Raw genomic sequence first — 26,523 nt, 5'->3', positions numbered from 1 at the left:
CTTACTTGCCAGCGGGCGGCTTGGCCACGGAGCACAGGCGGATCGAGTCGGCGAGGATTTCGATGGCCTTGGGCCGCGGGAAACTGGCGCGCCAGGCGATGGCGACGGTACGGAACGGCACGGGCGGCGTCAGCGGGCGGACTTCGATCACCCCGGGGGAGTAATGATGGCTGTCCACTGCCGACAGCGGCAGGATCGAGATGCCCAGGCCGGATGCGACCATGTGGCGAATGGTTTCCAGGGAGCTGGATTCCACCGTGGTGTGCTTGGCCCCTTCGCTGCCCTTGGTCAGGGTCGGGCAGGCTTCGAGCACCTGGTCGCGGAAGCAATGGCCTTCGCCGAGCAGCAGCAGGCTCTTGTCGTTGAGCAGGGCCGCGTCGATGGTTTTTTTCTGGGTCCAGGGGTGCTCTGCCGGCATCAGGACGTAGAAGGGTTCGTCGTAGAGCGGCAGGGTCAGGACGTCGGCTTCGTTGAACGGCAGGGCGATGATGATCGCGTCCAGCTCGCCGTTGCGCAGCTTGTCGCGCAGCACGTGGGTGAAGTTTTCTTCGATGTACAACGGCATCTGCGGGGCGACCCGGTGCAGTTGTGGAATCAGGTGGGGGAACAGGTATGGGCCGACGGTGTAGATCGCGCCGACTTTCAGCGGGGCGGTCAGTTGGTTCTTGCCGGCCTGGGCCAGTTCGCGAATGCCTTGGGCCTGCTCCAGGACTTTCTGTGCCTGGGCGACGATGCCTTCACCCACCGGGGTCAGGCGCACGGCGCTTTTGCTGCGCTCGAAAATCAGTACACCGAGTTCGTCTTCAAGTTTTTTCACGCCCACCGACAGCGTCGGCTGGCTGACGTGGCAACGCTCGGCCGCATGGCCGAAATGCTGCTCTTGGGCGAGGGTCACGATGTAGCGTAATTCTGTGAGGGTCATGGCGAGCGTCCGTGAAGTTGCGAGCCAAGCATACCGGCTGCAATCGATAGACGCACGTTATCAGACTGGGGGCGCGGTGTGACACTGTCGAATGTCTGTGTGGCGAGGGGATTTATTCAAGAATGTGGAATTGTCTGTGGGAGCAAGGCTTGCCCGCGATGAAGTTAACGCGGTGTTCACTGGAACCGAGGTGCCTGTATCGCGAGCAAGCTTTGCTCCCACAGATGCCCTGGTTCCCACATTGCCTTTGCTCCAAAAGGCCTCTTCACCAGAAATAAAAAGCCCCTGTTACAGGGGCTTGCAAATTTGCGATCAGCGCCGGCGCTTGTCGATGGAGTACACAAACGGTGCCGTCAGTTCGATGGTGCCGTTGGTCAGCAACTCCGCCGGTGGCTTGGGCAGCGGTTGGGCGCGGCGGATCATTTCCAGGGTGGCCCGGTCCAGCAACTCCGTGCCGGAACTGCCCACCAATTCGAATGACAGCACGTTGCCGTCGGCATCCACCACGAAACGCAAGCGGTTGGTGCCTTCCTTGTTCATTTGCTGCGCCCTGGGCGGGTACTTCTTGTACTTGCCCAAGTGTGCCAGCAGCGTGCCCTGCCAATTGGCCTTGGCGGCCGTCTGCGCAGGTGACGGGCCGGGCGCCGGTTGCGCGGACTTCTCGGTCGGTGCCTGGGTCGGCTGAGTGTCGCTCGGTTTCTGCTCCGACGGCTGTTCCTTCGGCGGCTCCGGCTTTTTCTCGACCACGGGCTTGGGTTTGGGCGGTTGAGGCTTGGGCTTGGGCTTGACCGGCTTGGGCACGGCGATTTCCGGCGTCGGCGCTTCGGCAAGCTTGGGCAGCGGCAGCTCTTCGACCGGCTCGGGCGGTTGCGGCGGTGTGACGACTTTCGGCGGTGCCGGTGGCGGCGGGGCTGGCACTGGCGCCAGTTCGACCATCATCGCCTGGGGTGGCAATTCGATGGGCGCGCGCGAGGTCCAGTTCAGCGCCAGGGCGATGGCGAGCGCATGCACGCCCAATACCACCACCAGGCTACCGCTGTAACGCGTCAGCTTTTGGCGCGTCGTGATCATTTCTTGGGCGCCGTCTCGAGTCCGACCAGGCCGACCTTCAGGTAGCCGGCGCTTCGCAGCGCATCCATCACGCTCATCAGGTCGCCGTAGTCCACGCCTTTATCGGCCTGGAAGAAGATCGTCGTGTCTTTCTTGCCCTGGGTCTTGGCGTCGAGGGTCGCGCCGAGGGTGTCGGCCTTGACCTCGTCTTCACCCAGGAACAGGCGCTGGTCGGCCTTGACGCTGAGGAACACCGGTTTTTCCGGCCGCGGCGAAGGCTTTGCCGTCGACGCCGGCAGGTCGACCTTGATGTCCACGGTGGCCAGCGGGGCGGCCACCATGAAGATGATCAACAGCACCAGCATCACGTCGATGAACGGCGTGACGTTGATTTCGTGGTTCTCGGCCAGATCGTCGTCTGCGCCTTCTTTCAAATGCAGGCCCATGGCCGATTACCCCACTTTCACCATGTGCGGTTGCGAGCTGCGCTCGGATGGCAGGTGATCGAGGTCACGGCTGACCAGCAGCAGGACTTGCGCCGAAGCGTCGGAGACCTGGGCCTTGTAGCCGGCAATGGAGCGGGCGAAGACGTTGTAGATCACCACGGCTGGAATGGCCGCGACCAGGCCCAGTGCCGTTGCCAGCAGGGCTTCGGCGATGCCTGGAGCGACGACGGCGAGGTTGGTGGTCTGGGTCTTGGCGATGCCGATGAAGCTGTTCATGATGCCCCACACGGTGCCGAACAGGCCGACGAAGGGGGCGGTGGAGCCGATGGTGGCGAGCACGCCGGTGCCGCTGCTCATGTTGCGACCGCAGGCGGCAACCAGGCGCTCCAGGCGGAAACTCACGCGTTCCTTGATGCCTTCTTTCTCGCGGCTGTTGGCCGACAGGCGCATCTCTTCGAGTGCGTCATGCACCAGCAGGTTGGCGAGGGTGCCTTCCTTCGCGGCGGTGGCGCTGGCGTCCTTGAGGGTGGCGGCTTTTTTCAGGGCGGCGATTTCACCGCGCAAGCGACGCTTGGCACCCAACAGCTCGAAGCCTTTGGCAATCCAGATGGTCCAGGTGATGATCGACGCGATGGCCAGGCCGATCATCACGATTTTCACGATGATGTCGGCGTTCTTGTACATGCCCCATGGCGACAGGTCGTGGGCCATGCCCAGCGAGTTGTCGGCTTCGAGTGCTTCAGGTGCCTGGGCCTCGACGGCTTGGGCCGGATCGGTGGCGACCGGCGTCGCAACGGGAGCGGCCGGGTCTGCCGGTGCCTGGGCGGCGGCCGGGGTTGTGGCTGGGGCCGTGGCGGGCGTCTGTGCATCAGCGAGCGCGGCGACAGGTGCCAGCAGCAGGCTGAACAGCAGGGCGGCTACCGTGCTCCAGGCACGAGGTCGGTTGGTTGGCGAAGCGGGGGATAGAGAGCGTTTCATGCTGGCCGGACCTGAGAAAAAAAGAAGGTTGATGTTCTTCCAGGCCTCGTGGGCCGAGAACAAAAGTGGCGGGCATTATTGCAAGTAATTCTTGTTAACAAAAGTAATACAGTTACTTTTTTTGTCCCATGGCTAGCCGCTCGTCCCCCTCGGAGGCTAGTCTGGGGCTTTGCCAGAGGAGTTCTTGATGTCCGCGCCTTCTGTTTTGATCGCCGGCTGCGGTGATATCGGCGGCCGCCTGGCTCGCCAGTTATTGGCCGAACATTGGCAGGTCCATGGCCTGCGGCGTACGGTTTCGAGCCTGCCGGCCGGCGTCATCGGGGTGGCGGGGGATTTGTTCGGCGAGCAATGCCCGGCCGACTGGCCCACCGGCTCGCTGGATTACCTGGTGTACAGCGCCGCGGCCACCGACCATGACGAAGCGGGCTATCGCACGGCGTATGTCGAAGGCTTGCAGCATGTGTTGGGCTGGCTGGAGCAGCATGGGCAGCGGCCCAAGCGCCTGCTGTTTGTGTCCAGCAGCAGTGTGTATGGGCAGCAGCAGGGCGAATGGGTGGATGAAACCTCGCCCACCGTGGCCGGCGGGTATTCCGGCCGGCTGATGCTCGAAGCCGAGCAAGTGGCCCTGGACAGTGGCATCCCCGCCAGCCGCGTGCGCCTGACCGGCATCTATGGGCCGGGCCGCGAATGGCTGCTGAACCAGGTGCGCCAGGGCTACAGCGTGGTGGAAGATCCGCCCCTGTACGCCAACCGCATCCACGCCGACGACGCGGCGGGCCTGCTGGCCTTTCTGCTGGAAGCCGATCGCCAGGGCAAGCCCCTGGAAGACTGCTACATCGGTGTCGACGACACGCCCGCCGCGCTGGCCGACGTGGTGGGCTGGCTGCGCAACTACATGGGTGTCACCCAATGGGCCGAAAACGCCAGCGTCCGCCGCGCCGGTAGCAAGCGCTGCAGCAACGCCCGGGCCAAGGCCCTGGGCTGGTCGCCGCGTTATCCGAGTTTTCGCGAGGGGTATGCGGCGATTCTGGAAGGGCGCTGCTGACACGGTATCAACGATGCCCTCGGGGCCTAGGCTCGCTCGTTGGCCGTGAGCCGCTATTGCTGTGGCCCGCGCAGGATCCGTGGTGCCCATTGAATGCACGGGCACCACGGTTCCACCCTCGAACTTCAGCCCACGCCGGTACTCAAGTCGTGTAGTCGGCGTTGATGCGGATGTAACCCTCCGAAAGATCGCACCCATAGACGGTGAACTGCCCTTGGGCGATGTTCAGGTCTACCGAGATCAGCACTTCCTTGCCCTGCAGGTAACCCTTGACCGCCAGTAGCCCAGCCTCGTCCAACTGCTGTGGATACGCCTCGGTCTCACCGAAAACGATGCGTACCTTGTCCGGGTCGATGTCCTGCTCTGCCTCGCACTTGCCGATTGCCATGGCTACGCGCCCCCAGTTCGGGTCTGCGCCATGGACAGCAGTCTTGACCAGCGGCGAGTTGACGATGGCCTTGGCCACACGCTTGGCCTGCGCATCATCACGCGCCCCCGTGACGTGCACCTCCAGCGCCTTGCTCGCGCCTTCGCCGTCCGAGGCGATCATGCGCACCAGCCCAAGGGCGATGTCATAAAGCGCTTGCTCGAATTCGACCATGTCCACTTCGCCCGCCAGTCCGTTGGCGAGGATCGCCGCCGAGTCGCTGGTGGAGGTATCGGTATCGATGCTCAAGGCATTGAAGGTCTTGTCGATCACCCGACGAAACAGCGCATCCAGCACATCGGGGGCGATGCGGGCATCGGTAAAGAAGAACGTCAGCAGGGTCGCCATGTTCGGCTCGATCATCCCCACGCCCTTGGCGATGCCAACCAGGCTTGCGCTGCCGACCTGGCGTGCTGCGTACTTGGTGTGGGTGTCGGTGGTCATGATCGCCGCCGCGCAGCGTTGGAAGTCGGCGGGTTGCAGGGGCGGTACGTTGCCCAGGAAGGTGCGGATCTTCTCCATCGGATACTGGCGACCGATCACGCCGGTCGAGGCGATCACCAGCGCCTGCGGGTCGACGTCCACGGCCCGGGCCAGCCCCGCGCGAACTTCCTGGGCATTGGCCAGGCCCTCTGGGCCCGTGGCGACGTTGGCGTTGCGCGCGATCACCACCACGCCTTGTGCGGTATCACGTTGGGCGACCTCGCGGGACAGCGTCACACTCGGGCCGGCAAAGCGCGACTGAGTGAACACGGCACTGATGCTGGCCGGCACGTCGGAGATGACGGCCATGAAATCGTCGCGGCTGTCCTTGATGCCCAGGTTGGCGATGATGCTTCGAAAGCCTTTTGGCTGAATGTGCGTGGCGCTCATGTCAGGTCCTTCAGATAAATGATTGATTCCATGCCTGTGTGCCTTGTGCCGAGCAGCATGCGCAAGCGCATGCGGTCCGGCTTGCCGGTCGGCGTCAACGGTATCCTTTCGATTGCCGCGATGCCAGCGGCAACACCCAGTCGCTCCAGCAGCATGACCAGCGTCGACCGCTTTTGAGCAGCGATGACGGGGCTGGCTTGCAGCACCACGTGGGCGCGACGGCGATCCTGTTCGTCGACAAGCACGACCACCCGTTCGAGTACCAGCGACTGTGCAAGACGTCCTTCCAGGGCGGGCGTGAATTGTGTCCCCTGTGCGGTCAGCAGGGCGTCGTTCGTGCGTCCCAAGGGCATCAGGCTGCCATCGTCCAGTCTTCGTGCGACATCCCCGGTGGGATAGGCGTCGTCCTCGACCGGGTTGGCCGGGAGGGGGAAGTAACCGGAGCCGCGATGCGCGGAGCGAGCGACGATTTCGCCGACCTCCGGCTGCGCGGGGTCGAGCACCGCCAGCGTCACCTCGACATCCCCCACCGCACGCATGCCGCAGTTGACCTGCAGGCCGGGGGCGAAATTGGCCAGGATCATGCCGAACTCGGTGGAACCATAGATTCGCTTGATGTGTATGCCCAGACCGCGCTCGGCTTCGAGCACCACCTGATCGTCCAGGTAGGCGCCGCCGCAGAACGGCCGGGTCAGCGCCGGCAACCGGGTGCCGAGCCGTTGCGCGGCTTGCGCCAGCGCCAGGTATTGCGAGGGCAACGCGCTCATCACGCTGATGCGCTGCTCGTCGAGGGTGCGCAGGGTGTCCTCGATTCGGGACGCTTCGCCCAGGTAAAGCGTGGCGCCCGTCAGCAAGGCAGGGAACACATGGAGGTCGACGGCATGGCCGCCATCGAGGGTGTGGATGTTCAGGTAGCGCGCGCTGTCATCGAGGCCGGCGCACTCGACCCAGTGCAGGATCTCCCGAAACAGGCGGTCCTGGCGCCATAGGGCGAGTTTCGGCGTACCCGTGCTGCCGGAGGTCTCCTGCATGCGCATCAGCCCGGTTCGCTCCTGCCAGGCGGGAGCTTCCTGGTTGACGGGGATCGAGGAGTGCAGGGCGAAGCCGGGTACATCGATGCCGTCGGGTACGATGCCCCGTTCATTGACCAGCACGGTGGCACCGACCTGGGTCAGGCGCATCGCCCGGTGCTCGGCACTGCTGGCCAGATTGATCGGGCAATGGACCAGGCCCAGGCTGGCCATGGCGAACAAGAGCGCCACATAGCCGGTGCTGTTGCCAAGTTGGGTCGCCACCACATCGCCTTCTCGCAGGCCCGCCGCCTGCAAGCGGGCGCGCAACAGGTCGATGGCTTGCAGCAGGTCGCCGTAGGTGCTGGACGTGCCGTGGCTGTCGATGACGGCCGGATGGTCTCGATGATGCGCAACCATGCTGAGGAACTGGCGCTGGAACATTCGTTGGATTCCTTGGTGATCAGCCGAAATACAGCTTCAAATGTTCGCCCACTGTGCGAAAGCCGATCTCACCCAGGCGATGACGCAACGGGCCGCCGCTGCAGGTAAACGTCAGCGGCTTGCGCTGGCGGCGGTGGATGCCGGCACAGACGTCACTCAGCAGCCTGTCCGAAACGCCACGCAGCCGGTGACGGGCCTCGACGAAGATGAAGCCCAGTTGCTCGTGCTGTTCGTCCCGGCTGGTCAGGGCCGTGCAGCCGCCGAGCTGGCCGTCCACCTCGATCACATGCAGCGCCTGGCGCTGGGTGAGCTGGCGGACGGTATGCGTGGCCTGTTCGCGACTGGACACGAGCTTTACGCCGGAGTCTTTCTCCATCTGGATCCGGTAGCCCACCAGGGTGGCTTCATCCTCAGGCCCGGCCAGGCGGGTGCTGAGTGCCGGTATCGATTCGACCGGGAAGGGGGCGAACTGTTTGAGCAGCACTTCGTCGCGCCGCCCGATCAGCTGCAGCCAGGCGGCCGGCCAGTGTTCCAGCAAGCGCTCCAGGACGGCCTTGGGACCGATTGCCATCTGCGGGCTGACATGCCCTGCGGCAACGTGTGCCAGCAACGCTGCGTCCGGCTCGCCGGCAACGAGGATGACCGGCACGGCGAACGGCGGCAGGCTGGGCAACAGGGCGACGGCACCGAGCAGGTGGTCGCCCGCCTGACGCACATAGACCTGCAGGCCCTCGGCGCGATTGCTCAGTGCGCCGGCGAGGAACAACTGGGCGTCGGCATCGTTCGACTGGCCGATGAAAGCCAGCAACTGGGGGTATTGATCCGGCGCGAGGAGGTGGATGTTCAAGGCAGCATTCTCGTTCTAATGGGATAAAGGGGACGGCAAGTTGCACCAACTGGTCGGGTCCAGTGGCGAGGCGCTGAAGTCCAGTCGCGACTGTTGTTTGCCCAGCGCCAGGCAAGCGGCCGATTGAGAGGCCCAGGGGCCGCCTTCAACGTCGCGCCGCCACATCAGCGCATCGTCGGCGCTGCTGTACTGGCCGCCATCGGCCAATAGGTGCAGCCAGCGACCCCAGGCTTGCGCCGGGGAGGCCGTCGCGAGAGGCCGAGGCAGCGGGCTGGCGGCGAAACGGGGCAGGTGCCGTGCCAGGCGTGGGTGATCCTCGCCGATGCCGCGGTAGCACAGGCCGTGGATACCCTTGCCCAGACGCACTGAGCGCAGGGTGCGGGTGTCCCATTGATGGAGCACCAGGCCGTTGGCATCGGCCAGTCCTAGGATGAAGCCGTTGTACTGGCTCAGGCTGTCGGCGTCCCAGCGCTGCGCGGGTGCTTGCAATGCGATGAGCGGCAGCTCGCCACGGCTGCGGGTTTTACCGGCGACGTGCTCTGGGCGGTTGACCAGAAAACTCGCGCGGTGCTGGTGAACGTCAAGCGCCAGCCAGGTGCCGCCGGATTGCAGGTCCAGGCCGCCGATCACCTGTGGATGCTGCTCGGGCCAATGCGCGGCCGGGGCTTGCCATGGGCGCGCGACCGACTCGTCCCGCACCGTGGCCAGCATCACCGGCCACTGCGGTGAAAGGCCGAGCGCGGCAATGATCGTGCACACGCTCAGGCACTCTCCAGCGCCGCGCCGGGTGCCGAGGCGATGGCCTCGAACGTCACCTGGCCGCGTAGCAGCTTGCGGCAGGTATTGGGCAACAGCCCGCGCCGGCCGTGCAGGGTGCGCTGGTTATCGATGATCAACAGGTCACCCTTGCGCCAGCGATGGCAGTACAGGTACGGGTCGGCTGTCAGGTGTCGTTCCAGTTCCGCGAACCAGGCAGCCGATGCGTCCTCGCTCAGCCCCGGCACGCGAACATCCCAACTGGCCTGGACCTGGCTGTCGAAAGGCAGCGCGAGGTTGAGCGAGCGGACACGGCCGTAGTCGCGGAACGTGGATATCGGATACCAGCCCTCGGGCACCGTGGCGAAATAGCCTCGCTCGAAGGCCAGGTATTCGAGCCGGCCGTCCAGCAGCGGTTGGCGCAACGAATCGGGCATGTCCTTCCAGGCCGCGAGCTGGTCGCACACGACGGTTGCGCCATCTTCGTCAATGTTCGCAACGTCGGCGGCATACAGGATGATGAGGTCGACCTGGGTGCCAAGCAGGATGCCGTCCGTATGCAGCGGCAGGCTGCCCCGGCCGGTAATGACCTTTTCCTTATCGTGGGTGCCGTCGAGCTTGAGGATGTCGGCGAAGCCGTAGCCAACGTTGGCGTTGCCCTCGTCGTAGGACACCTTGTCCCCCAGGCTTTCGACGAACTGCCGGAAGCTGTCTTCGTCGAAGTGGGCGTTGCGCAACAGGGTCACGCCATGGTCGAGCACCGCCTGGCGAACGGCCGCCAGCGGTGTTTCGTCCGGCAGATGGACGCCCAGGCCAGAGGCGGTCAGGGTCTGGCCGCGCAGGTCGCGCAAAGAAACGGATGAGTTCATGGGCGGTTCCTTCAGCGGCGGTGAGCGAGTGAGTGCAGGGCGCGGTCGAGTACTTCTTCGGCACACAGCGGCGCCAATGGGGCTCGTACGGCCTGGTCCAGCTGGGTCGCCAGGATCTGGCGGTACAGCGCCGGCGCGCTGGCGGATTGGTGGGTGGTGACGTCGATCAACTGCGACAGCGCCGTGCCCAACCCATTGCCGTGGTGGATGGCGGTCTTCTTGCGCCAGGCGACCTCGGCAGGCAGCCATTGTTCGGCGGCAAGGCGCAGGTGGCCCTTTTCGCGGCCGCGGGTGGTCTTGACCGACGGACACGTGTCCAGCGCGCTACGCAGCACCGGCAGGTCCCAGTAGGGATGAACCAGTTCGCTGCCGCAGGCTTGGGCCGCGATGCCTGTGAGTTCGCTGGAGTAACGGGTCTTGTCGACCTCGACCGCGATACTGCTGCGGATATCTTCAGCCAGGCCGTCACCCGTGGCCATGCCGGAGTTGATCAGATCCGAGCCATAACCGGTGAAAATCGTCCGGCCTTCTTCCAACTGCCGACAGAACGCGGTGATTGCCACGCCGATCTCTACGGCTTGGGGCTGCGGATGGCCAAAGGCACGGATGGTCTGGGGCAGCGCCAGCAGGATCGATTGCGGGTCGAGTTCGACACGGTTCAACGGGCGTCCGAGTGCGTCGGCCAGTTGCTGGGCGTCATCGAACTCGTTGCCCCAGGGGGTACCGATGCTGAAGGCTTCGAAGTCCGGGCACTGCGCGGCGAGCAGGGCGGCGACCAACCCGGAGTCGACACCACCGGAAACCAGTGCGGCGACCTTGCCGGGCCGCTGCAGATGGCCGGCGATACTTTCCTGCAACGCCCTGATCTGCGTCTGTCCGGCGAACAGGGCGTCGCCGTAGCGGTCGCTTTGCAGGGCCAGGGTGTCTTGCATTGCGTCACGTCCGACGCGCACCTGGTTGCCCTGCAACACAACCTCAAGGCGGCTGCTGTGCAACAACCGGCCGATGCCATGGATGCTCGAGCGATCGTCCAGGTGCACGCCCGCCTGTTCGCGCACGCCCAACTGGCAATCGGTCAGGCTCATCCAGGCGCTGGCAGCGATCAGCAGGTCGGTCGACAGGACGAAGTTGCCTTGATGGTCGGCGCTCCAGTACAGCGCGCAGGTGTTGCGGCTGCTGGTCGTCACGGTCAGCTGGTCGCCTTGCACCTCGATCAGGTTGTCTCCCCCTACGTGCAGGCGCGTGCGAGGCCGGCCAGACGCATCGTGACGGTCGTCGGGCGCGGGGACCGGCCAGGCCGAGGCATAGCCGTGGAAAGCCGAGGCGGCCAGCGGCACGTGGGCGGATTCGAAGCGGTCGAGGGGGCGGCTGGAAAGCAGCAACCAGGGTTGTACGGTCATGGGGTCGCCTCCAGGCTCGGTTGCACACTGGAGCGGTTGAGGATCGTCTTCATCCGGCCCTGTGCCTCGCCAGCGGCGAAGGCCGCGCGATGCGCCTGTTTGCCGGCGATGCGGGTCTGCTCCAGCCCGGCGATGAAGTCTCGGTTGAGGTAGGCCTTGGTATTGCGGAACGCGGCATCGGTGAACGCGGCGGCGCGGTGGGCCTGTTCCAGGGCGCTGGCGCGCAGTTGTCCGGCATCGGCCACTGCATGCAGCAGCCCGTCGGCCATGGCGCGCGGTGCTGGCCACTCGGCACAGGACATCAGCATGTTCTGCATCAGGCTGCGACCGACGATCTTCTCCAGCATGAAGCCACCAAAGGTGCAGGCGATGCCCAGTTCGAACTCGGGCATCTTCAGCACGCAGCGATCGCTGCCGATCCGGTAGTCGGCGGTCAGGGCTATCTGCAGGCCGATGCCGATGGCGTAGCCATCGATGGCTGCGATCAGCGGACGGTTCAACTGCAGGGCTGCGATGTACAGGTCGGTGACGTGGTCGATCCAGACATCGACCTCGTTGCCACCGGTGAATGTCGAGGTCTCGTGGAAGCTGCCGCCGGCACCGAACGATCGGCCCTCGCCGCTGTGCAGCAGCACTGCACCTACCGCGTCATCCTCGTTCAACTGTCTCAGCAGTCGGGTCAGCTGGGCCATCCGTGGCATCGACCACAGGTTGTGCCGGTGCGAGTCGGTGAAGGCCACCAGCGCGACGCTGTTTTCGAAAGTAATGTCGAAATCGTAAGTGAGGTAATCGTTTTCAAGACCTGGCATCGCTAACTTCCCGTGGCGTCCTTGGTGCGAAGTGGTGCTGTCGGGCCCGATAGCGCCCGGCACTGCCTAGTAGATAGGGCGCGCGTACGGCCTGGTACCTCCCGGAACAGGGAGGTTGTTAGCGTCGTGGCAACTCACTAGTTTCTGCGGCCGCTCGAAGGCTGGCGGACGCCCTATCCGCAGGGCCCGAGTCTCCAAGGCGAATGAAACAGGATCATCGATGTTACCCAGACACCGGTTCTCGAAAGAGATCAAGGACCAGATCAAGCAGTTGTACCGCTACGACAATTACCATGGCCCCCTCGCGTTGCTGCAGAACCTGTTCTGGATCAGCCTGGCGATCTACCTGGGCGAGTCCAGTCCCTGGCTGCTGCCGTTGTCCATCCTGCTGATCGGTTCACGACAACGGGCATTGGCCACGCTGCTGCACGAAGCGGCGCATGGTGCGCTGTGTCGCAGTAAGCGGCTGGAAAAATTCCTCGGCACCTGGTGCTCGGGTTACCTGATTTTCCAGGGCTGGGCCAGCTACAAGCGCTCCCACACCCTGGATCACCACCACAAGTTGGGTGACCCGGAGCGCGATCCCGACTATCGGTACTATCAGCAGTCCGGGGTGTTCGAGGTGCGCTCGACGGCCAGGTTCGCGCTTGCGCACCTCATCAGGCCGCTGCTATTCCTGGGCGCACCGCAGAGCTTGAAGTATCTGCTGGTCAACCGACTGATCCGCAGCCCCAGCAAGCGTGAGCTGTTTGCGGTGCTCGCCTGCCAGGGCCTGCTCGGCGTGGGCCTGACGATGCTGTTCGGCGCCAAGGGCTATGTTCTCTACTGGCTCTTGCCCTACCTCAGTACTTTCCAGGCCTTGACTTGGTTCATCGAGCTCGCCGAGCATTACCCGATGATCGCCCAAGCCAAGAGCGATCTGCAGGCCACCCGAAACCGCTTCAGCCATCCGCTCGAGCATTTCTTCACGGCCATGCATGGAGAGAACTTCCACCTGATCCACCATCTCTTCCCTGCCATTCCGTACTGGAACCTCAAGAAGGCTCATCGGATCCTGCTCTGCGACGCGGCATACGCCACCACGAATGCGGGGTTTGGCGGGATCTTCATATCCTCCAATTTCGCGCCGTCGATGTGGGCCGACATTTTATCGAACGACCTACCAGCGACAGGGACCGTCATCAATGCAAGCTAGTTTCAGCAAAGGCGTTATCTTTGCACTCTCCGCCGCCGCACTTAACGCCACGATCGGCGTGCTCAGCAAAGTGCTCATGAGCAATGGCTTTACCGCCAGCAGTGTCGCCGTCATAAAGACGGTCCTGGGTTGTCTGCTGCTCTCGGCTTTGCTGCTGTTTCTCAAGCGTCCGGCGACGACAGCCAAATGGACCCAGGCGGCGATCTGTGCGTTCCTCGGTATCTTCGTGCTGTTCCACTTCGAAACATCTGCCTATCGGCATTACGCCGCGGCGGGCGTGGTCGTGATGTTGATGGCCAGCGCATCCATCTCCTCCATCGTGCTCGGCCGCATATTCCTCAAGGACGCCATCACCGCCAACGCCACCGTGGGCGCGGCCCTGGCTATCGCCGGGATCGCGGTGATCTTCGGTGCCGACCTGCGGCAGGGCTTCACTCTCCAAGGCGCTGCACTGGCTTCCATGGCGGGCTGCGGCTATGGAGCGTTTTCGGTCGCCATGAAGCGGATGGGCGTGTCCGGTGGGTTGCACTTCACCCGTCAACTGCTGTTCTTCGGAAGCCTGTACTTGTTGATGCCGGCCGCGGCCGACGGTTTCGTGATCGGTGAGCTGTCGTCCCTGGCGATTGCCGCGCTGCTGGCGCTGGCTGCGCTGCCGACCATCCTCGGCTTTTTCTGCACCACCAAGGCCATCGAATACCTCAAGCCCTCCCAGGTGCAGGCCTTGGAGTTGACCGAACCGCTGTTCGCCGCCCTGCTGGCGTTTGTGGTGCTCAATGAGGTGCCTCGCGAAAGTCTGTACGCGGGCGCGGCACTGATCATCATCGGTTTGTGTTTCTCCAACGAGCTGATCCGCCTGGGCAGAAAAACGCCTGTCCCGTCTCGCGCGTGAGCCTTTGCCAGAGGGCCTCGCTCGCACATTGATTTCAAAGCGCCATATCTCTATCTTATCGCCCCACTTTTGCGAGGGGGGCGGTTTCCCTCACGTGCTGTCTCAGGATGAGAGCACCGTCGAGCGGTGTCACAAGGAAGGGAATGGCTGTGCTGGCAATGGATGAGCTGATACAACTCAGCGAAACGGAGTGCTTCGAGGATTGGCTGGCAGGGTTGAAAACGCTGACCCGCAAGCTGGGCTACGCGAACTTCCTGTTGGGCCTCAAGCCCGGCCCCGCTGCCATGAACCAGCAGGTGCTGATCCACAGTGACTATCCCGGCGCCTGGCGCAAACGTTACGACGCCCAGGGCTATGTGGCGGTTGACCCGATCGTCCAGCATTGCCTGAACCTGAACCAGCCGTTGCTCTGGAACCGTGAAAATTACCGTCGGCCCTCGGAATCGGCGTTCTTTGAAGAGGCTGCCATGTATGGGCTCCAGCGCGGACTGGCGCTGCCCCTGCATGGTCCACGGGGGGAGGCGGGTATGCTCTGTCTCAAGCACTCCGAACACGGCGCCCGAGCCACCCCTGCCATGATCGAAACCTTGCCCCTGGCGACAATGCTGCGTGACTACGTCATCGAGCGGGTCCTCAAGGCCCAGGCTGAACACCATGCACCGGTGCATGTGACGAAACGGGAGAAAGAGGTGCTGCAATGGAGCGCGGCGGGCAAGACGACTTGGGAGATCGCGATGATCCTCTCTTGTACAACCTCGGCAATCGACTTCCATTTCAAGAACATTCGCCGCAAGTTTCAGGTCAGCTCGCGCCAGATGGCAGTGCTCAAGGCTATCCAGCAGAAATCGATCACGCCTTGAGCGTCACTGTGGACGCTGGGCCAGGTCGCTCTCCTGCAGGCGCCCGCTCAAGTAGAGGCGCAACAGAATGTAAACCGGGGCGGGGACCTGGCTGGTGCATTCGATACGACTGGCGCAGGCCTGGCTGATGCCGAACCTTGACCAGAACTCGGTCTGGCTCTGCTTTTGATCCAGGCGCAGGCTGATGGCTTGGCGCGCAACCTCGCGCACGGTCGAGGTGTTGAGTAGCTTCATCGGGCTGAGTCCTTCAAAAGGCAAAAACTAGCAAATCCGTCCGGCCCGAACTACCTCCCGGATCGGGGAGGGTCTCATTTATTCATTGCGAATATACGCTGTGCGACATATTTCACTCCGCCGGTATATACCCGTCATGTTTATTTCCATTGGCCGTCGCCACAAGATCAATCCTCAAGCGCTGAATAACATGCACAAACTTCGGGCGCGTATCTTCAAGCAAAAGAAGATGTGGGATATACCGCTGATCAATGACATGGAAATCGATGGATACGATGCACTCGATCCTTATTACATGATTATCAATCGGAGCGCGGAGCAGGCATACGTCTGCGGTTGCTGGCGGATCCTTCCCACCACCGGGCCGAACATGTTGGCGCATACATTTCCCGAACTGCTGCACGGACAACCGGCGCCGTGCTCCGATTCGATCTGGGAGTTGAGCCGGTTTGCCATCGAGATGCCCCATGACAACCGCTTCGGTTTCTCCCAAGGCACTGTCCAGGCGATCCACGCCATTGTGAATTTCGCCCTCGGGTGTGGGGTGAAGCAGTTCGTGACGGTTACCACCGTCGGTGTCGAGAAGATGCTCATCCGTCTGGGATTGGACACCAGCCGCTTCGGCCCGGCCCTGCAGGTTGGCGTGGAACGGGCGGTGGCGTTGCGCATCGAGCTGAATGATCGAACCACGGCCGCGCTGGAGCGAGCGATCGAGCGGGCGGTAGGCGACACGGGGGACCTTGGAGCGACCAATGTGGTCGCCTTGGCCTTGTTGGCCCGTTGGGCGGCTCTCATGGGGGACTTCGCTGAAAGTTCGTTGTCGTTTGTATTTACAAGAGATCTTTCACATCGGTTAGATGTGGTTACCTCGAAGTTGAGAGCTCCGGCTGCTCGATTGTCGGCAATACCAGGAGATCGGCAATGTCTGAATGGGCTTTGGCATCGGGGTGTACGGCCCCCAGGAACCAGTCATCGAGTAATTCGCCATTCGAATTGAAGCGGGCCATGGTCATGAAAGCGTCGTTTCCGGTCCTGATGCCACGAGTTCGTGTACTGCTGTAGGGCTCCCACTGTGCAAAAGTTGAAATTGGCTCCATTGATGCGTGGTTCGCTTTGAGTTCTCCACCCTTTGTCCAGGCAAAGCGATCCGATTCCGAGCAGGCTGCACCAGCATCACACTCGGGAGATACTGCACATAATGAGCGTCCCTGGAAAACACGCTGGGCATCGATAAGGTTCCACCTTTTGTAATTCTCCTCCTTGGCGGCTTCTTGGTTGTTGCGAAAATGATCGATGAATTGCCGTTCGACTTTTTCTCCATTTTCTTCGTCAATCAGGAACATGAATCTTTTGCCTCGATTTACTCCCAGGGTCTGAACGACTAACTCAGTCATTGCGACGTTGCCCTGGTTCAGCCGGTTTTTGCAGTATGCTTGGAAGGGGGTCTGAATGGGGTTGGGATAGAGTAGCGCCTGTACCCTGCCGGACTGGATATGCAGGTAGTGGGTAAGTGCGTAATCCAGGTCGGCATACAGCTTTTTGAGATTGGGGTTGGCCGCATCTGCGGCTTTTTCTGGGTGGATCACGCCAAGAAATAGCCTGAGGCCGTTTAGGCCAGTCCTGTGCACACCGTCTTGCAAACCACCAAGTCCGGCGATGAGCGCGTTAGTCGAGTCAGACCACGAGCTCTTGTATATTCCACTTGGTACCAGGGCCCATTTCACTACGCCGGAAAATCCAAAGTCATTACCTCCAAAAGAAAGAAGAACCTCGTCGACGGCTTGCATCTGTTTTTTGCAGGCATCGTACTTTACAGCGCCGAAATACTTTCGGCTCCCAAGCATTGTGATTTCCGGTCGAAAAGAATGAGGGCGTGCAGGGTAGGGGGCCTCCGGGCAAAGAAGGTGTATCGCAGCATTCAGCTGTGACTTATTTAGTAACTCACCTCTGACGATATCTTCCTGCAATGGCTTCCCCGCGATTTTTTTTGACAACTCAAGAAAGTTGCCGCCGTCGCGAGTCGGCCAGCGTCTCACGCGGTCAGAAACATCGTTTGCCGGAGGTGACATCTGCGCTCGAAAAAAACCATCGTAGATCTCAGCCCCAGAACAGCTGAACGATGCAAATCTCACCACCAGATGAGGGTCGGAAATCACCAGTTTGAGGGCGTACATTGATTGCCAGGAGAGTAGCGAGCGATGGCAAGTGGTATCCCACCAATCGGCACCTTGCGAGAATCGGCCTCCGGCTTTGTGCTTGGCACTCAGTACTTGGCTTCCTTTGAGCAAGTCTTCGGTCGATTTTCCCGTTCCAATGGCTGCTCTATCGGGATTTCCTTCTCCGCTTGCGAAAGAGTCTCCAAATGCAAGGATAGTGTGGGTTTTGATGAATACATTCGCAGAGGCCTTTTCACCCTCGGCAGGCACCACGCTAAGCGTCGTGCTCACGCGCTCCGGAATGGAAATCTTGAGTGCCTCGGTACAAGGCACTGATTTGCCATATTGCTTTTCATCTCGGAACCAGAGGCAATAAGTCCCTTCGGGCACGCCGCTAACCTGAGCGACAACCGTGTGATCGCGGACAAATAGGGCTTTTTTGTCATAGAGCCCAGTTGCAGGATTCCATAACGTTTCCGATGTCTTGGGTAGGAGTTCCCTCAAGCTTGCCGCGTTCTGTGTGGCCAGGAAATCGCTTGCTGAAAGACCGGGCTCCCAACTGTCTTTTATCTTCTTTATTGCTTCCGTACCGCGAAAGAGTGGAAAGCCATTTTCAACAGACCAGGTAATCTCTGTCCCCATTGCTGGAAGCACAACTAGAAGTCCCAGTCCCACAAAGAACGCTCGCATCACGAATCCCTCCGCTGTCGCAACTCGGTTAACGAAAGAGTCAGAGTTTATTTTTCGATTTTGTAGCGAACCTTCTGAGTCAGGATTTCGCCTGCGACTTTGTACGTTGCGAGCATGTCGTAGGTTCCTACGGTGCGGGCAGAGGGCGTGACGGTGAAGCAGGTGTTGTTGGGTGTGGTTTTTGCGGTATTCCTGGAGATGGAAGAAGGTGGCAGTTGTTGGGGCACTTTTTCCGCGTCCAGGCGGTAGAAACCGGCCGCTATCTCGGTAAGGTTGTTTGAATGGTACAGGCAATACTCACTATCGCCTGTAGTTGGGGAAAAATCGCCGTTGACCGTCAATGGCGAAATGAAAGTAATCCCGGAGCTGCTCAACCGTTCGGCCTCTCGGGCTTCCTCCAGTGCTTGCCTGGCGGCTTGATAGTCTTGGTTAAACGCTATTGGTCCACCGCGAACCTTTATCATTTTCTGAATGGAGGTTTCTGCCTGGGTCAACAATTTACGTTTTTGCCAGAGTGTGGGATCACCACCCTTGACGATGGATAGGGCAAGCCAGGTTTTGTCAGTGAAGGGCTCAGAGCTGGGTGAAGGGTGCGAGCCGGGAGTACCTGATGGGTTTGCAGGTGGTTTCTTGGCAAGCCTGTGATTGACGTAATCCAGATCGTCGCTACTAACGTTTTCCAGCGATGGGCCGTCAGGCGTATCTGCCCAACCACGGCGTACTGCGGTGGGCACCAGCATGGCGATATCGCCAATCCAGGCGAAGGGGTTCCAAGAGCGTCCTTCATTCGTCATCTGCATAAAGCAGTTGGCCGAGACACAATGCTCTTTATTGATCAGTACATAATCGCCCACATTCAAGGGAATGTATGACCCGTTGTATTTCATGCTCGCCAACTGACCGGCGTTGCCAGTGAAATTCATGTCAATTTCCATGACAACATCATCTTTATTCAAGCTCAGAAGACTCTTGGCAATCTCTTTGGCAAAGGCTTGTTCGGAAGCGGTGACCGGGTTGGCTAGAGAAAGTGTCTGGGTGACGGATTGAATGAAATCCAGAAATGCCGCTGAGTTTTGGTTCTCGCCCTGGTCGTACTCAATCACCGTAAGCCTCATATTGAGGTGGTCGGCATCGAGTGTTTTGGGGCCATAGAGCAGTTTGTTGAGGAAGGGTGTATTGGCTTTATCGGACACTCCAAAATAGGGGCCTAACACGCGGGTAACAGTATCTGACTCGGTGCCGACATTGGTTTCAGTGAACTCGGCCACTACCACGACCTCGTTAACGCCCCCGATGTCTTTGAGATACTTGAAGTATCCATCGCTGAGATAAATCGCAAACACGTCAGCGTTGTTTTTATCTATGCTGGCCTTTCGGACGGTCAAATTGGGATCGATGGCGTTCGTGAACAGTGTCGGATTGAACGTCACCGTATTCGCGGTTGGTTGCGCTGGAGGGTTGGTTGCATCGGATTTGCGATAGACGTGCGTCGTTCCTGTTGGAACTGAAATACAACTACTCAGTAGCAAGCAGGCCGTTAGCAGGGGAAAGATGTACCTCTCGCCCATAGGAACGAAATGTTTCATATACCTTTCTCCCTGATTCATCTGTATGGCATCAAAATAGTGGCCATTCGTGGCTTCAGCTAGTGTAGAACGGGCGTGTAAAAGCACAAGCAAGCTGCACCACATCGAGTATCTTCTGCAGAATCCGGGGCAGGCTCCAGCCCTCAAAAAGGCGACGGCGGCAAAAAACGTTCCCACTCTGAAATACGTTCGGCGGTCACGGCTCCCACCATGATCAAGATGAGAAACCCCAAGCAAAGCACCACGAGGGGAAGTTTGGTAAACGCGAACCGGATGCCGCCTAAGGGGCCTGCTACTGTTTCAGGTAGGCTTTGGCGACTCGCCGGTAACCGTCGCCCGACAGATAACCCAAAGGAAAAACAGCGCGGTGACGATCATCGCGAAGGGGCGAGGATCGGGGAATTGCAGGCAGGTGAAGCCAGCGCTAACGCCAAATGCGGTCAGTCTGGAAGAACCGACTGTTTTCAACAGCATCGGCGGATAGCCGTCGTACCGGCATTGAGCAGCTTAGGGGACGTATCCACATCTTAAGCATCAACCCTATACCGGCCGGCTCCCTTTGCGGACAAACGCCCACTAAAAAACGTTTGGGGATGTTCGGGGGGCACAGGGAGGGCTCAAGGGCCGGGTTTGCTCGCGATGGCGGCGTTGCTTCACCGCGCTATCGCGAGCAGAGGATTTCGGTCTGAAGGGCTCAGATCCGACTTACTGCTTTTCCAACACCCACTGCCGGTTGCCCGGCGTGAACGACGGCATTTCATCCGCCAGCGCCGCATTCACGGTCTGGAAAATCTCCAGCTTCTTGCCATCACGGGCAAAGATCCAGGTGTTGCCCTGGCCGTTCTGTTGCAGCCAGATATTGTCGTTGCCGCCGCTCATGGAGGCGCAATCGCCGGCCAGGCACAGGGCGTAACGGTCGGCGCCCGGCAGGCCGCTGACCTGGCCGTCGGGCTGGAATTGCACGGTGGCGCCCTGGCCGGGGCCGCTGGCGATGTTCCAGGTGCCGCCCAGGTAGGCGGCATACAGCGCGCGTTCGAAACTGGCGCCGATGGGGGCGCCTTCCGGTACCTGGACTTGCGCGCGGTGGAACACCTGCTGCGGTTCGTTCTCGGTGGCGGCCTGGCTCAACTGGTCGCCGTCGCGCTTGAGCTCGCTGGCGGAGCTGCCGTAGAAGTCGACTTTCCAGGCGCCGTCTTCTTCGCCCAGCAGCTTGCCTTCGACGTTTTCAAAACCATTGGTGTAGCGTGCCTGGCCGGCCCGGGTATTGACGTCCCATTCCAGGTTCGGGCCATAGCCTTGCAGCGCTTCGCGCAGCGGGCCGCCCTTGGCGGCAGCGTCGATGGCCGCCTGGTTGATCCAGGTGCCGCTGATGTCACGGTCGGCAGGGTCGCTGGCGCAACCGCCCAGAAAAAGGGCGAGCAGCGAGAAAGCAAGCGCTTTGCGCATGGTGGAATCCTTTCAAGACGAAAACGGCGCAGCGGGGGAGGCTGCGCCGACCTTATTACTCGATGACCAGGATGGCATCCATTTCAACCTGCGCGCCCTTTGGCAGGGCCGCCACGCCAATGGCGGCGCGGGCAGGGTAAGGCTGGTCGAAGTACTTGCCCATGATCTCGTTGACCTTGGCGAAGTGGCTCAGGTCGGTGAGGAAGATGTTCAGCTTGACGATGTCCTTGAAGGAACCACCGGCGGCCTCGGCCACGGCCTTGAGGTTTTCGAACACCTGCACGGTCTGGGCTTCGAAGCCTTCCACCAGCTCCATGGTCTTCGGGTCCAGCGGGATCTGGCCCGACATGTACACGGTGTTGCCGGCCTTGATCGCCTGGGAGTAGGTGCCGATGGCGGCTGGGGCCTTGTCGCTGGTGATAACGGTCTTGGTCATTGATGACTCCTTGTAAGGAATAGGGCTATTGAGGCGCTATGCGCGCATGCGGGTGATGCGGATAACGCCGGTCAGGGCGCGCAGTTTCTTGATCACGCGGGCCAGGTGCACACGGTCGTGCACGCTGACCACCAATTGGACGACGCTGATGCGGCCATCGCGCTCGTCCATGCTGATTTTTTCGATATTGCCGTCGGCGGCGTTGACGCTGCTGGCCAGCAGCGCGATCAGGCCGCGCTGGTGTTCCAGCTCTACCCGCAGCTCGACGTTGAATTCGCCGGTGACATCCTTGGCCCAGGAGAGCTGGATGCATTTTTCCGGGTTGTGACGGATTTCGCTGATGTTGCGGCAGTTGTCCAGGTGCACCACCATCCCCTTGCCGGCGGACAGGTGGCCGACAATCGGGTCGCCCGGGATCGGCGTGCAACACTTGGCATAGCTGAGCACCAGGCCTTCGGTGCCGCGAATCGCCAGCGGGCCTTCGGGGCTTGGCAGTTGTTCGCCTTCGCCGAGCAGGCGACGGGCGACGACATAGGCCATGCGATTGCCCAGGCCGATGTCTTCGAGCAGGTCTTCGATCAATTCGAGGCGGTATTCGTGGAGCATCACCTGCACACGCTCGCCGGGGATCTTGTCCAGGGAGCTGTCGAAACCGTTCAGGACCTTGTTCAGCAGGCGTTCGCCGAGGCTGATGGATTCGGAGCGGCGTTGCAGTTTCAGCGCATGCCGGATGTGCGTACGGGCCTTGCCGGTGACCACGAAGTTGAGCCATGCCGGGTTGGGCCGTGCGCCGGGGGCACTGACGATTTCCACCGTGGAGCCGCTTTGCAGCGGCTCGGACAACGGTGCCAGGCGCCGATTGATGCGACAGGCGATGCAACTGTTGCCGACGTCGGTGTGCACCGCATAGGCAAAGTCCACGGCCGTGGAGCCTTTGGGCAGCTCCATGATCCGGCCTTTGGGCGTGAAGACATAGACCTCGTCCGGGAACAGGTCGATCTTCACGCTCTCGATGAATTCCAGGGAGTTGCCAGCGCGCTGCTGCATTTCCAGCACGCCCTTGACCCACTGCCGGGCACGGGCGTGGGTGCTCTTGGGTTGTTCGTCACCGCTGGATTTGTAGAGCCAATGGGCGGCAATGCCGTTGTTGGCCATCTCTTCCATCTCGCGGGTGCGGATCTGGATTTCGATCGGGACGCCGTGCATGCCGAACAACGTGGTGTGCAGCGACTGGTAGCCGTTGGCCTTGGGGATCGCGATGTAATCCTTGAAGCGCCCCGGCAACGGTTTGTACAAATTATGTACAGCACCCAGCACGCGATAGCAGGTGTCGACCTTGTCGACGATGATCCGGAACGCGTAGACGTCCATGATCTCGTTGAAGGCCCGCCGCTTGCCGCGCATTTTCTTGTAGATGCCGTAGAGGTGTTTCTGGCGCCCGCTGACTTCGCCTTCGATGCCGTCGATGGCCAGGCAGTGGCTCAGGGACTCTTCGATCTTGTTGACGATTTCCTTGCGGTTGCCCCGGGCGCGCTTGACGGCCTGGTTGATCCGCGCCGAACGCATCGGGTGCATGGCCTTGAAGCCGAGGTCTTCGAACTCGATGCGGATCGCGTGCATGCCCAGGCGATTGGCGATGGGGGCGTAGATTTCCAGGGTTTCCTTGGCGATGCGCCGGCGTTTTTCGCCGGACAGCACTTCCAGGGTGCGCATGTTGTGCAGGCGGTCGGCGAGCTTGACCAGGATCACGCGGATGTCGCGCGCCATGGCCATGGCCATTTTCTGGAAGTTCTCGGCCTGGGCCTCGGCCTTGGTCTCGAAGTTCATCTGGGTCAGCTTGCTGACCCCGTCGACCAGTTCGGCCACGGTTTCGCCGAACTGCGCTTGCAGCGCTTCCTTGGCAATGCCGGTGTCTTCGATCACGTCATGCAGCATCGCCGCCATCAGGCTCTGATGGTCCATGTGCATGTCGGCAAGAATATTCGCCACGGCAAGCGGGTGCGTGACGTACGCCTCGCCGCTGCGGCGGCGTTGGCCGTCGTGGGCTTGTTCGGCGTAGAAATAGGCTCGGCGGACCAGGTTGACCTGGTCCGTGCCGAGGTAGGCCGATAAGCGATCGGCGAGGGCGTCTATGCTCGGCATGATGATGACTCCTGCCGTTTGCTGTGACCCCGCGCCGTGCTACGTCGACCAGGCATAGGCTTAGACCGCCTCGTTGGACTCGTCCTCGAACGCTGCGAACAGCGGTTCGTCTTCGACGATTTCAGCGTTGGCGATGAACTCGTAGCTCATCAGGCCCTCGGCGATTTCACGCAGCGCTACCACGGTAGGCTTGTCGTTTTCCCACTGGACCAATGGCTCTTTGCCGCCGGTGGCCAGTTGACGGGCACGCTTGGTAGAGAGCATGACCAGCTCAAAGCGGTTTTCCACGTGTTCTAGGCAGTCTTCAACGGTTACGCGGGCCATGGTATTCCTCGGAGCGAATGCAATATGCGCGCTGCCCGGTTGGGCGAGCGGACTCGACAGTTTAAAAAAACACCAGCGTTTAGGGAAGCGCTGATTTTTTAACCAAACCCCTCGGCGCGCTGCGAGTACCAATGTAAAGCCGTCGCAGCGGTTTTGGGAAGGGCTGTTCAACCCAACAGTTCGGCCAATAATTTACCGAAACGTTGCTGCTGGCGTTTCTGCTGCAGCTGGCTGGCGCGGAAAATCGCCTTCAGATCGTCCAGCGCATGGGCGAAATCGTCGTTGATGATCAGGTAATCGTAGTCGACGTAGTGGCTCATTTCGCTGACCGCTTCACGCATCCGGCCTTCGATGATCTCGTCGCTGTCCTGGCCGCGATTGGTCAGGCGCTGGCGCAACGCCTGCTGGCTCGGCGGCAGGATGAAGATCGAACGGGCCTGGGGCATCAGCTTGCGTACCTGCTCGGCGCCTTGCCAGTCGATTTCCAGGATCAGGTCATGGCCTTCGTCGAGGGTCTGCTGCAGATAGCTTTGCGAGGTGCCGTAGAGGTTGCCGAAGACTTCGGCACGCTCCAGGAAGTCGCCGTGTTCGGCCATCTTCACGAATTCTTCGCGGTCGACGAAGTGATAGTTCACGCCGTTCACTTCGCCCGGGCGCATGGCACGGGTGGTGTGCGAGACCGAGACGCGGATCTGCGGCTCGGCGTCGATCAGGGCCTTGACCAGGCTGGTCTTGCCGGCGCCCGAGGGCGCGGAAATGATGTAGAGAGTGCCGGTGCTGTGGGTCATGTTGTTAGCCTTACTCAATGTTCTGCACTTGTTCGCGCATTTGCTCGATCAACACCTTGAGGTTGACCGCCGCCTGGGTGCTGCGCGGGTCGAAGGCCTTGGAGCCCAGTGTATTGGCTTCGCGGTTGAGCTCCTGCATCAGGAAGTCGAGGCGACGACCGGCCGCGCCGCCGGACTTGAGCACCCGGCGAACTTCGATGATGTGGGTGCTCAGGCGATCCAGTTCTTCGGCCACGTCGCTCTTTTGCGCGAGCATGACCATTTCCTGTTCCAGTCGTTGCGGGTCCAGCTCGGCCTTCATATCGGCGAAGCGGTCGAGGACTTTCTGGCGCTGGGTGGCGAGCATCTGCGGGACCAGCTCGCGCAGGGTACTGACGTCTTCTTCGATGGAGGTCAGGCGCTCGTTGATCAGCCGGGCCAGCTCCGCGCCTTCACGCTCGCGACCGGCCTTGAGTTCTTGCAAGCCTTGGTTGAACAGCGCCAGCGCCTCGGCGTTCAGCGCTTGCGGGTCGCTCGCGTCACCCACCAGCACGCCGGGCCAGGCCAGGACCTCCAGCGGGTTCAGGGCGGCGGGGTTCTTGATCAGGCTGGCGACGGTTTCGGCGGCAGCGACCAGCTGCGCGGCGCGCTCGCGGTCCACTTGCAGGGTCTTGCCGGTATTTTCTTCGGTGAAACGCAGGGTGCATTCCAGTTTGCCCCGGGACAGGCCCTGGCGCAGGGCTTCGCGCACGCCGCCTTCCAGGTCGCGGAAGGACTCGGGCAAGCGCAGGTGCGGCTCCAGGTAACGGCTGTTGACCGAGCGCAGTTCCCAGCTCAGCGTGCCTTGGGCCCCGGCTTTTTCGACGCGGGCGAAGGCGGTCATGCTGTGCACCATGGAGGTTCCTCGCAATGCAGGCCGGCACGACGGTGGTCGTGGGCCTGGGATCTGTAGATAAAAGCCCGAGGGCAGCAAAGGCGCAGGATTGTAGCGCAGTGGGACGCAAGCGCCCAAACAGCTCCGGTAACAAAGCGCCGCAGCCCGTCGGCCGGGGCTTTGAGGGCGCTCACCCGCGCCAGCTTTTTAGCGCTGCACGACGTTTTAACTGCCCTCTGACGGTTCACGGCTCTATAATGCCAGGCAGTTTTCCGTCCTCTGTACAGGTGTTCCCTATGAAACGTCCAAGTGGTCGCGCTGCCGATCAGCTTCGCTCGATCCGCATTACCCGCAACTACACCAAACACGCCGAGGGATCTGTACTGGTCGAATTCGGTGATACCAAGGTCATCTGCACCGTCAGCGTCGAAAACGGCGTGCCACGGTTCCTCAAGGGCCAGGGCCAGGGCTGGCTGACCGCCGAATACGGCATGCTGCCGCGCGCCACCGGTGAGCGGAACCAGCGTGAGGCCAGCCGTGGCAAGCAGGGCGGTCGTACCCTGGAAATCCAACGGCTGATCGGCCGTTCGCTGCGCGCTGCGCTGGACATGTCCAAGCTGGGCGACGTGACGCTGTATGTCGATTGCGACGTGATCCAGGCCGATGGCGGCACCCGTACGGCCTCCATCACCGGGGCCATGGTTGCGCTGGTCGATGCCTTGAAAGTGATCAAGAAGCGCGGCGGCCTCAAGGGCGGCGACCCGCTCAAGCAAATGATCGCCGCTGTGTCCGTGGGCATGTACCAGGGCGAGCCGGTGCTGGACCTGGATTACCTGGAAGACTCCGCCGCCGAGACCGACCTGAACGTGGTCATGACCAGCGCCGGCGGTTTCATCGAAGTCCAGGGTACCGCCGAAGGCGCGCCGTTCCAGCCGGAAGATTTGAACGCTATGCTGGAGTTGGCGAAGAAAGGCATGAACGAGATCTTCGAATTGCAAAAGGCCGCGTTGGCTGACTGATCGATCCCTGCTTCAAGACAACAAGGAGA

General features: G+C 61.4%; 25 protein-coding genes. 6 read left to right on the top strand and 19 right to left on the bottom strand.

Annotated features, from left to right (window positions below):
- Nucleotide 1 precedes the first annotated feature (1 nt).
- The 4 genes from ACZ5M5_RS29895 to exbB form a co-directional block, all read right to left on the bottom strand.
- The gene (locus tag ACZ5M5_RS29895) at nucleotides 2–922 is read right to left on the bottom strand and encodes a hydrogen peroxide-inducible genes activator (RefSeq protein ID WP_053126577.1); all 921 of its coding nucleotides are present in this window, start codon (nucleotides 920–922) and stop codon (nucleotides 2–4) included.
- Nucleotides 923–1,234: 312 nt separating this feature from the next.
- Nucleotides 1,235–1,993, bottom strand: coding sequence for an energy transducer TonB (locus ACZ5M5_RS29890; protein ID WP_103309437.1), 759 nt, complete (start codon nucleotides 1,991–1,993; stop codon nucleotides 1,235–1,237).
- The gene (gene exbD / locus ACZ5M5_RS29885; protein WP_060740040.1) at nucleotides 1,990–2,418 is read right to left on the bottom strand and encodes a TonB system transport protein ExbD; all 429 of its coding nucleotides are present in this window, start codon (nucleotides 2,416–2,418) and stop codon (nucleotides 1,990–1,992) included. Before exbD ends, ACZ5M5_RS29890 begins: the two co-directional genes overlap by 4 nt.
- A gap of 6 nt (nucleotides 2,419–2,424) precedes the next feature.
- On the bottom strand, nucleotides 2,425–3,396 hold the full coding sequence (gene exbB / locus ACZ5M5_RS29880) for a tonB-system energizer ExbB (RefSeq protein WP_060743107.1): 972 nt from the start codon (nucleotides 3,394–3,396) through the stop codon (nucleotides 2,425–2,427).
- A gap of 187 nt (nucleotides 3,397–3,583) precedes the next feature.
- Between exbB and ACZ5M5_RS29875 the strand changes: the two genes are divergently transcribed.
- Entirely contained in the window at nucleotides 3,584–4,441 is an 858-nt protein-coding gene (locus tag ACZ5M5_RS29875) for an SDR family oxidoreductase (RefSeq protein WP_464738341.1), read from the top strand.
- Between the two features lie 142 nt (nucleotides 4,442–4,583).
- Here ACZ5M5_RS29875 and argJ read toward each other — a convergent pair whose 3' ends face one another.
- The 7 genes from argJ to ACZ5M5_RS29840 are packed head-to-tail and all read right to left on the bottom strand — an operon-like array spanning nucleotide 4,584 to nucleotide 11,876.
- Entirely contained in the window at nucleotides 4,584–5,741 is a 1,158-nt protein-coding gene (gene argJ, locus ACZ5M5_RS29870; protein WP_060740042.1) for a bifunctional glutamate N-acetyltransferase/amino-acid acetyltransferase ArgJ, read from the bottom strand.
- A complete protein-coding gene (locus ACZ5M5_RS29865) occupies nucleotides 5,738–7,195 on the bottom strand; it encodes a class I adenylate-forming enzyme family protein (RefSeq protein ID WP_464738340.1) in 1,458 nt (485 codons plus the stop codon). Before ACZ5M5_RS29865 ends, argJ begins: the two co-directional genes overlap by 4 nt.
- A 19-nt stretch (nucleotides 7,196–7,214) precedes the next feature.
- A complete protein-coding gene (locus ACZ5M5_RS29860) occupies nucleotides 7,215–8,042 on the bottom strand; it encodes a GNAT family N-acetyltransferase (protein ID WP_464738339.1) in 828 nt (275 codons plus the stop codon).
- A 15-nt stretch (nucleotides 8,043–8,057) separates the two neighbouring features.
- Nucleotides 8,058–8,801, bottom strand: coding sequence for an NRDE family protein (locus ACZ5M5_RS29855; protein WP_464738338.1), 744 nt, complete (start codon nucleotides 8,799–8,801; stop codon nucleotides 8,058–8,060).
- Nucleotides 8,802–8,803: 2 nt separating this feature from the next.
- Nucleotides 8,804–9,667, bottom strand: a complete 864-nt coding sequence (locus ACZ5M5_RS29850) for a TauD/TfdA dioxygenase family protein (RefSeq protein WP_464738337.1) — start codon at nucleotides 9,665–9,667, stop codon at nucleotides 8,804–8,806.
- An 11-nt stretch (nucleotides 9,668–9,678) separates the two neighbouring features.
- On the bottom strand, nucleotides 9,679–11,067 hold the full coding sequence (locus ACZ5M5_RS29845; RefSeq protein WP_464738336.1) for an asparagine synthase C-terminal domain-containing protein: 1,389 nt from the start codon (nucleotides 11,065–11,067) through the stop codon (nucleotides 9,679–9,681).
- Entirely contained in the window at nucleotides 11,064–11,876 is an 813-nt protein-coding gene (locus ACZ5M5_RS29840) for an enoyl-CoA hydratase/isomerase family protein (RefSeq protein ID WP_060740048.1), read from the bottom strand. Before ACZ5M5_RS29840 ends, ACZ5M5_RS29845 begins: the two co-directional genes overlap by 4 nt.
- A 220-nt stretch (nucleotides 11,877–12,096) precedes the next feature.
- Here ACZ5M5_RS29840 and gntB point away from each other — a divergent pair, with 220 nt between their 5' ends.
- The 3 genes from gntB (at nucleotide 12,097) to ACZ5M5_RS29825 (ending at nucleotide 14,820) form a co-directional block, all read left to right on the top strand.
- The gene (gene gntB, locus ACZ5M5_RS29835; protein WP_060740049.1) at nucleotides 12,097–13,071 is read left to right on the top strand and encodes a guanitoxin biosynthesis L-arginine gamma (S) hydroxylase; all 975 of its coding nucleotides are present in this window, start codon (nucleotides 12,097–12,099) and stop codon (nucleotides 13,069–13,071) included.
- Nucleotides 13,061–13,960 carry a DMT family transporter gene (locus ACZ5M5_RS29830; RefSeq protein WP_092174378.1) on the top strand — a complete coding sequence of 300 codons (900 nt, stop codon included), beginning with the start codon at nucleotides 13,061–13,063 and terminating at the stop codon, nucleotides 13,958–13,960. The genes gntB and ACZ5M5_RS29830 overlap by 11 nt, the downstream gene beginning before the upstream one ends.
- Before the next feature lie 143 nt (nucleotides 13,961–14,103).
- The gene (locus ACZ5M5_RS29825; RefSeq protein ID WP_464738335.1) at nucleotides 14,104–14,820 is read left to right on the top strand and encodes a helix-turn-helix transcriptional regulator; all 717 of its coding nucleotides are present in this window, start codon (nucleotides 14,104–14,106) and stop codon (nucleotides 14,818–14,820) included.
- A 3-nt stretch (nucleotides 14,821–14,823) separates the two neighbouring features.
- Here the strand turns inward: ACZ5M5_RS29825 and ACZ5M5_RS29820 are convergent, their stop codons facing one another.
- On the bottom strand, nucleotides 14,824–15,054 hold the full coding sequence (locus ACZ5M5_RS29820; protein ID WP_060740052.1) for a hypothetical protein: 231 nt from the start codon (nucleotides 15,052–15,054) through the stop codon (nucleotides 14,824–14,826).
- A 136-nt stretch (nucleotides 15,055–15,190) separates the two neighbouring features.
- Between ACZ5M5_RS29820 and ACZ5M5_RS29815 the strand changes: the two genes are divergently transcribed.
- Nucleotides 15,191–16,051 (top strand): acyl-homoserine-lactone synthase, encoded by an 861-nt coding sequence (locus ACZ5M5_RS29815; protein ID WP_464738334.1) that lies wholly within the window; start codon nucleotides 15,191–15,193, stop codon nucleotides 16,049–16,051.
- A 1,896-nt stretch (nucleotides 16,052–17,947) separates the two neighbouring features.
- Here the strand turns inward: ACZ5M5_RS29815 and ACZ5M5_RS29810 are convergent.
- The 7 genes from ACZ5M5_RS29810 to ACZ5M5_RS29780 all read right to left on the bottom strand — a co-directional run bounded on the left by ACZ5M5_RS29810 (nucleotide 17,948) and on the right by ACZ5M5_RS29780 (nucleotide 25,496).
- The gene (locus tag ACZ5M5_RS29810) at nucleotides 17,948–19,486 is read right to left on the bottom strand and encodes a hypothetical protein (RefSeq protein ID WP_464738333.1); all 1,539 of its coding nucleotides are present in this window, start codon (nucleotides 19,484–19,486) and stop codon (nucleotides 17,948–17,950) included.
- A gap of 705 nt (nucleotides 19,487–20,191) precedes the next feature.
- Nucleotides 20,192–20,932, bottom strand: a complete 741-nt coding sequence (locus ACZ5M5_RS29805) for a hypothetical protein (RefSeq protein ID WP_060740054.1) — start codon at nucleotides 20,930–20,932, stop codon at nucleotides 20,192–20,194.
- Between the two features lie 55 nt (nucleotides 20,933–20,987).
- The gene (locus ACZ5M5_RS29800) at nucleotides 20,988–21,368 is read right to left on the bottom strand and encodes a RidA family protein (RefSeq protein WP_014340863.1); all 381 of its coding nucleotides are present in this window, start codon (nucleotides 21,366–21,368) and stop codon (nucleotides 20,988–20,990) included.
- 36 nt (nucleotides 21,369–21,404) lie between these two features.
- Nucleotides 21,405–23,510 (bottom strand): bifunctional GTP diphosphokinase/guanosine-3',5'-bis pyrophosphate 3'-pyrophosphohydrolase, encoded by a 2,106-nt coding sequence (spoT, locus tag ACZ5M5_RS29795; RefSeq protein ID WP_053126562.1) that lies wholly within the window; start codon nucleotides 23,508–23,510, stop codon nucleotides 21,405–21,407.
- A gap of 60 nt (nucleotides 23,511–23,570) precedes the next feature.
- Complete coding sequence (gene rpoZ, locus ACZ5M5_RS29790; protein ID WP_003177259.1) at nucleotides 23,571–23,834, bottom strand: DNA-directed RNA polymerase subunit omega; 264 nt, start codon at nucleotides 23,832–23,834, stop codon at nucleotides 23,571–23,573.
- A gap of 167 nt (nucleotides 23,835–24,001) precedes the next feature.
- A complete protein-coding gene (gmk, locus tag ACZ5M5_RS29785; RefSeq protein ID WP_053126561.1) occupies nucleotides 24,002–24,622 on the bottom strand; it encodes a guanylate kinase in 621 nt (206 codons plus the stop codon).
- 10 nt (nucleotides 24,623–24,632) lie between these two features.
- Entirely contained in the window at nucleotides 24,633–25,496 is an 864-nt protein-coding gene (locus ACZ5M5_RS29780; RefSeq protein ID WP_060740055.1) for a YicC/YloC family endoribonuclease, read from the bottom strand.
- A 275-nt stretch (nucleotides 25,497–25,771) separates the two neighbouring features.
- Between ACZ5M5_RS29780 and rph the strand changes: the two genes are divergently transcribed.
- The gene (rph, locus tag ACZ5M5_RS29775; protein ID WP_060740056.1) at nucleotides 25,772–26,494 is read left to right on the top strand and encodes a ribonuclease PH; all 723 of its coding nucleotides are present in this window, start codon (nucleotides 25,772–25,774) and stop codon (nucleotides 26,492–26,494) included.
- Nucleotides 26,495–26,523: the final 29 nt, after the last annotated feature.

The organism is Pseudomonas sp. Van50 (assembly GCF_055390755.1).
The sequence above is the reverse complement of the archived record's forward strand: the minus strand, read 5'-3'. Positions and strand labels throughout refer to the sequence as shown.

Bases quoted from the DNA above. Each gene is read 5' to 3' on its own strand.
- ACZ5M5_RS29895 (WP_053126577.1), bottom strand. From the start codon at position 922: ATGACCCTCACAGAATTACGCTACATCGTGACCCTCGCCCAAGAGCAG.
- ACZ5M5_RS29890 (WP_103309437.1), bottom strand. From the start codon at position 1,993: ATGATCACGACGCGCCAAAAGCTGACGCGTTACAGCGGTAGCCTGGTG.
- exbD (WP_060740040.1), bottom strand. From the start codon at position 2,418: ATGGGCCTGCATTTGAAAGAAGGCGCAGACGACGATCTGGCCGAGAAC.
- exbB (WP_060743107.1), bottom strand. From the start codon at position 3,396: ATGAAACGCTCTCTATCCCCCGCTTCGCCAACCAACCGACCTCGTGCC.
- ACZ5M5_RS29875 (WP_464738341.1), top strand. From the start codon at position 3,584: ATGTCCGCGCCTTCTGTTTTGATCGCCGGCTGCGGTGATATCGGCGGC.
- argJ (WP_060740042.1), bottom strand. From the start codon at position 5,741: ATGAGCGCCACGCACATTCAGCCAAAAGGCTTTCGAAGCATCATCGCC.
- ACZ5M5_RS29865 (WP_464738340.1), bottom strand. From the start codon at position 7,195: ATGTTCCAGCGCCAGTTCCTCAGCATGGTTGCGCATCATCGAGACCAT.
- ACZ5M5_RS29850 (WP_464738337.1), bottom strand. From the start codon at position 9,667: ATGAACTCATCCGTTTCTTTGCGCGACCTGCGCGGCCAGACCCTGACC.
- ACZ5M5_RS29845 (WP_464738336.1), bottom strand. From the start codon at position 11,067: ATGACCGTACAACCCTGGTTGCTGCTTTCCAGCCGCCCCCTCGACCGC.
- ACZ5M5_RS29840 (WP_060740048.1), bottom strand. From the start codon at position 11,876: ATGCCAGGTCTTGAAAACGATTACCTCACTTACGATTTCGACATTACT.
- gntB (WP_060740049.1), top strand. From the start codon at position 12,097: ATGTTACCCAGACACCGGTTCTCGAAAGAGATCAAGGACCAGATCAAG.
- ACZ5M5_RS29830 (WP_092174378.1), top strand. From the start codon at position 13,061: ATGCAAGCTAGTTTCAGCAAAGGCGTTATCTTTGCACTCTCCGCCGCC.
- ACZ5M5_RS29825 (WP_464738335.1), top strand. From the start codon at position 14,104: ATGGCTGTGCTGGCAATGGATGAGCTGATACAACTCAGCGAAACGGAG.
- ACZ5M5_RS29820 (WP_060740052.1), bottom strand. From the start codon at position 15,054: ATGAAGCTACTCAACACCTCGACCGTGCGCGAGGTTGCGCGCCAAGCC.
- ACZ5M5_RS29815 (WP_464738334.1), top strand. From the start codon at position 15,191: ATGTTTATTTCCATTGGCCGTCGCCACAAGATCAATCCTCAAGCGCTG.
- ACZ5M5_RS29810 (WP_464738333.1), bottom strand. From the start codon at position 19,486: ATGAAACATTTCGTTCCTATGGGCGAGAGGTACATCTTTCCCCTGCTA.
- ACZ5M5_RS29805 (WP_060740054.1), bottom strand. From the start codon at position 20,932: ATGCGCAAAGCGCTTGCTTTCTCGCTGCTCGCCCTTTTTCTGGGCGGT.
- ACZ5M5_RS29800 (WP_014340863.1), bottom strand. From the start codon at position 21,368: ATGACCAAGACCGTTATCACCAGCGACAAGGCCCCAGCCGCCATCGGC.
- spoT (WP_053126562.1), bottom strand. From the start codon at position 23,510: ATGCCGAGCATAGACGCCCTCGCCGATCGCTTATCGGCCTACCTCGGC.
- rpoZ (WP_003177259.1), bottom strand. From the start codon at position 23,834: ATGGCCCGCGTAACCGTTGAAGACTGCCTAGAACACGTGGAAAACCGC.
- gmk (WP_053126561.1), bottom strand. From the start codon at position 24,622: ATGACCCACAGCACCGGCACTCTCTACATCATTTCCGCGCCCTCGGGC.
- ACZ5M5_RS29780 (WP_060740055.1), bottom strand. From the start codon at position 25,496: ATGGTGCACAGCATGACCGCCTTCGCCCGCGTCGAAAAAGCCGGGGCC.
- rph (WP_060740056.1), top strand. From the start codon at position 25,772: ATGAAACGTCCAAGTGGTCGCGCTGCCGATCAGCTTCGCTCGATCCGC.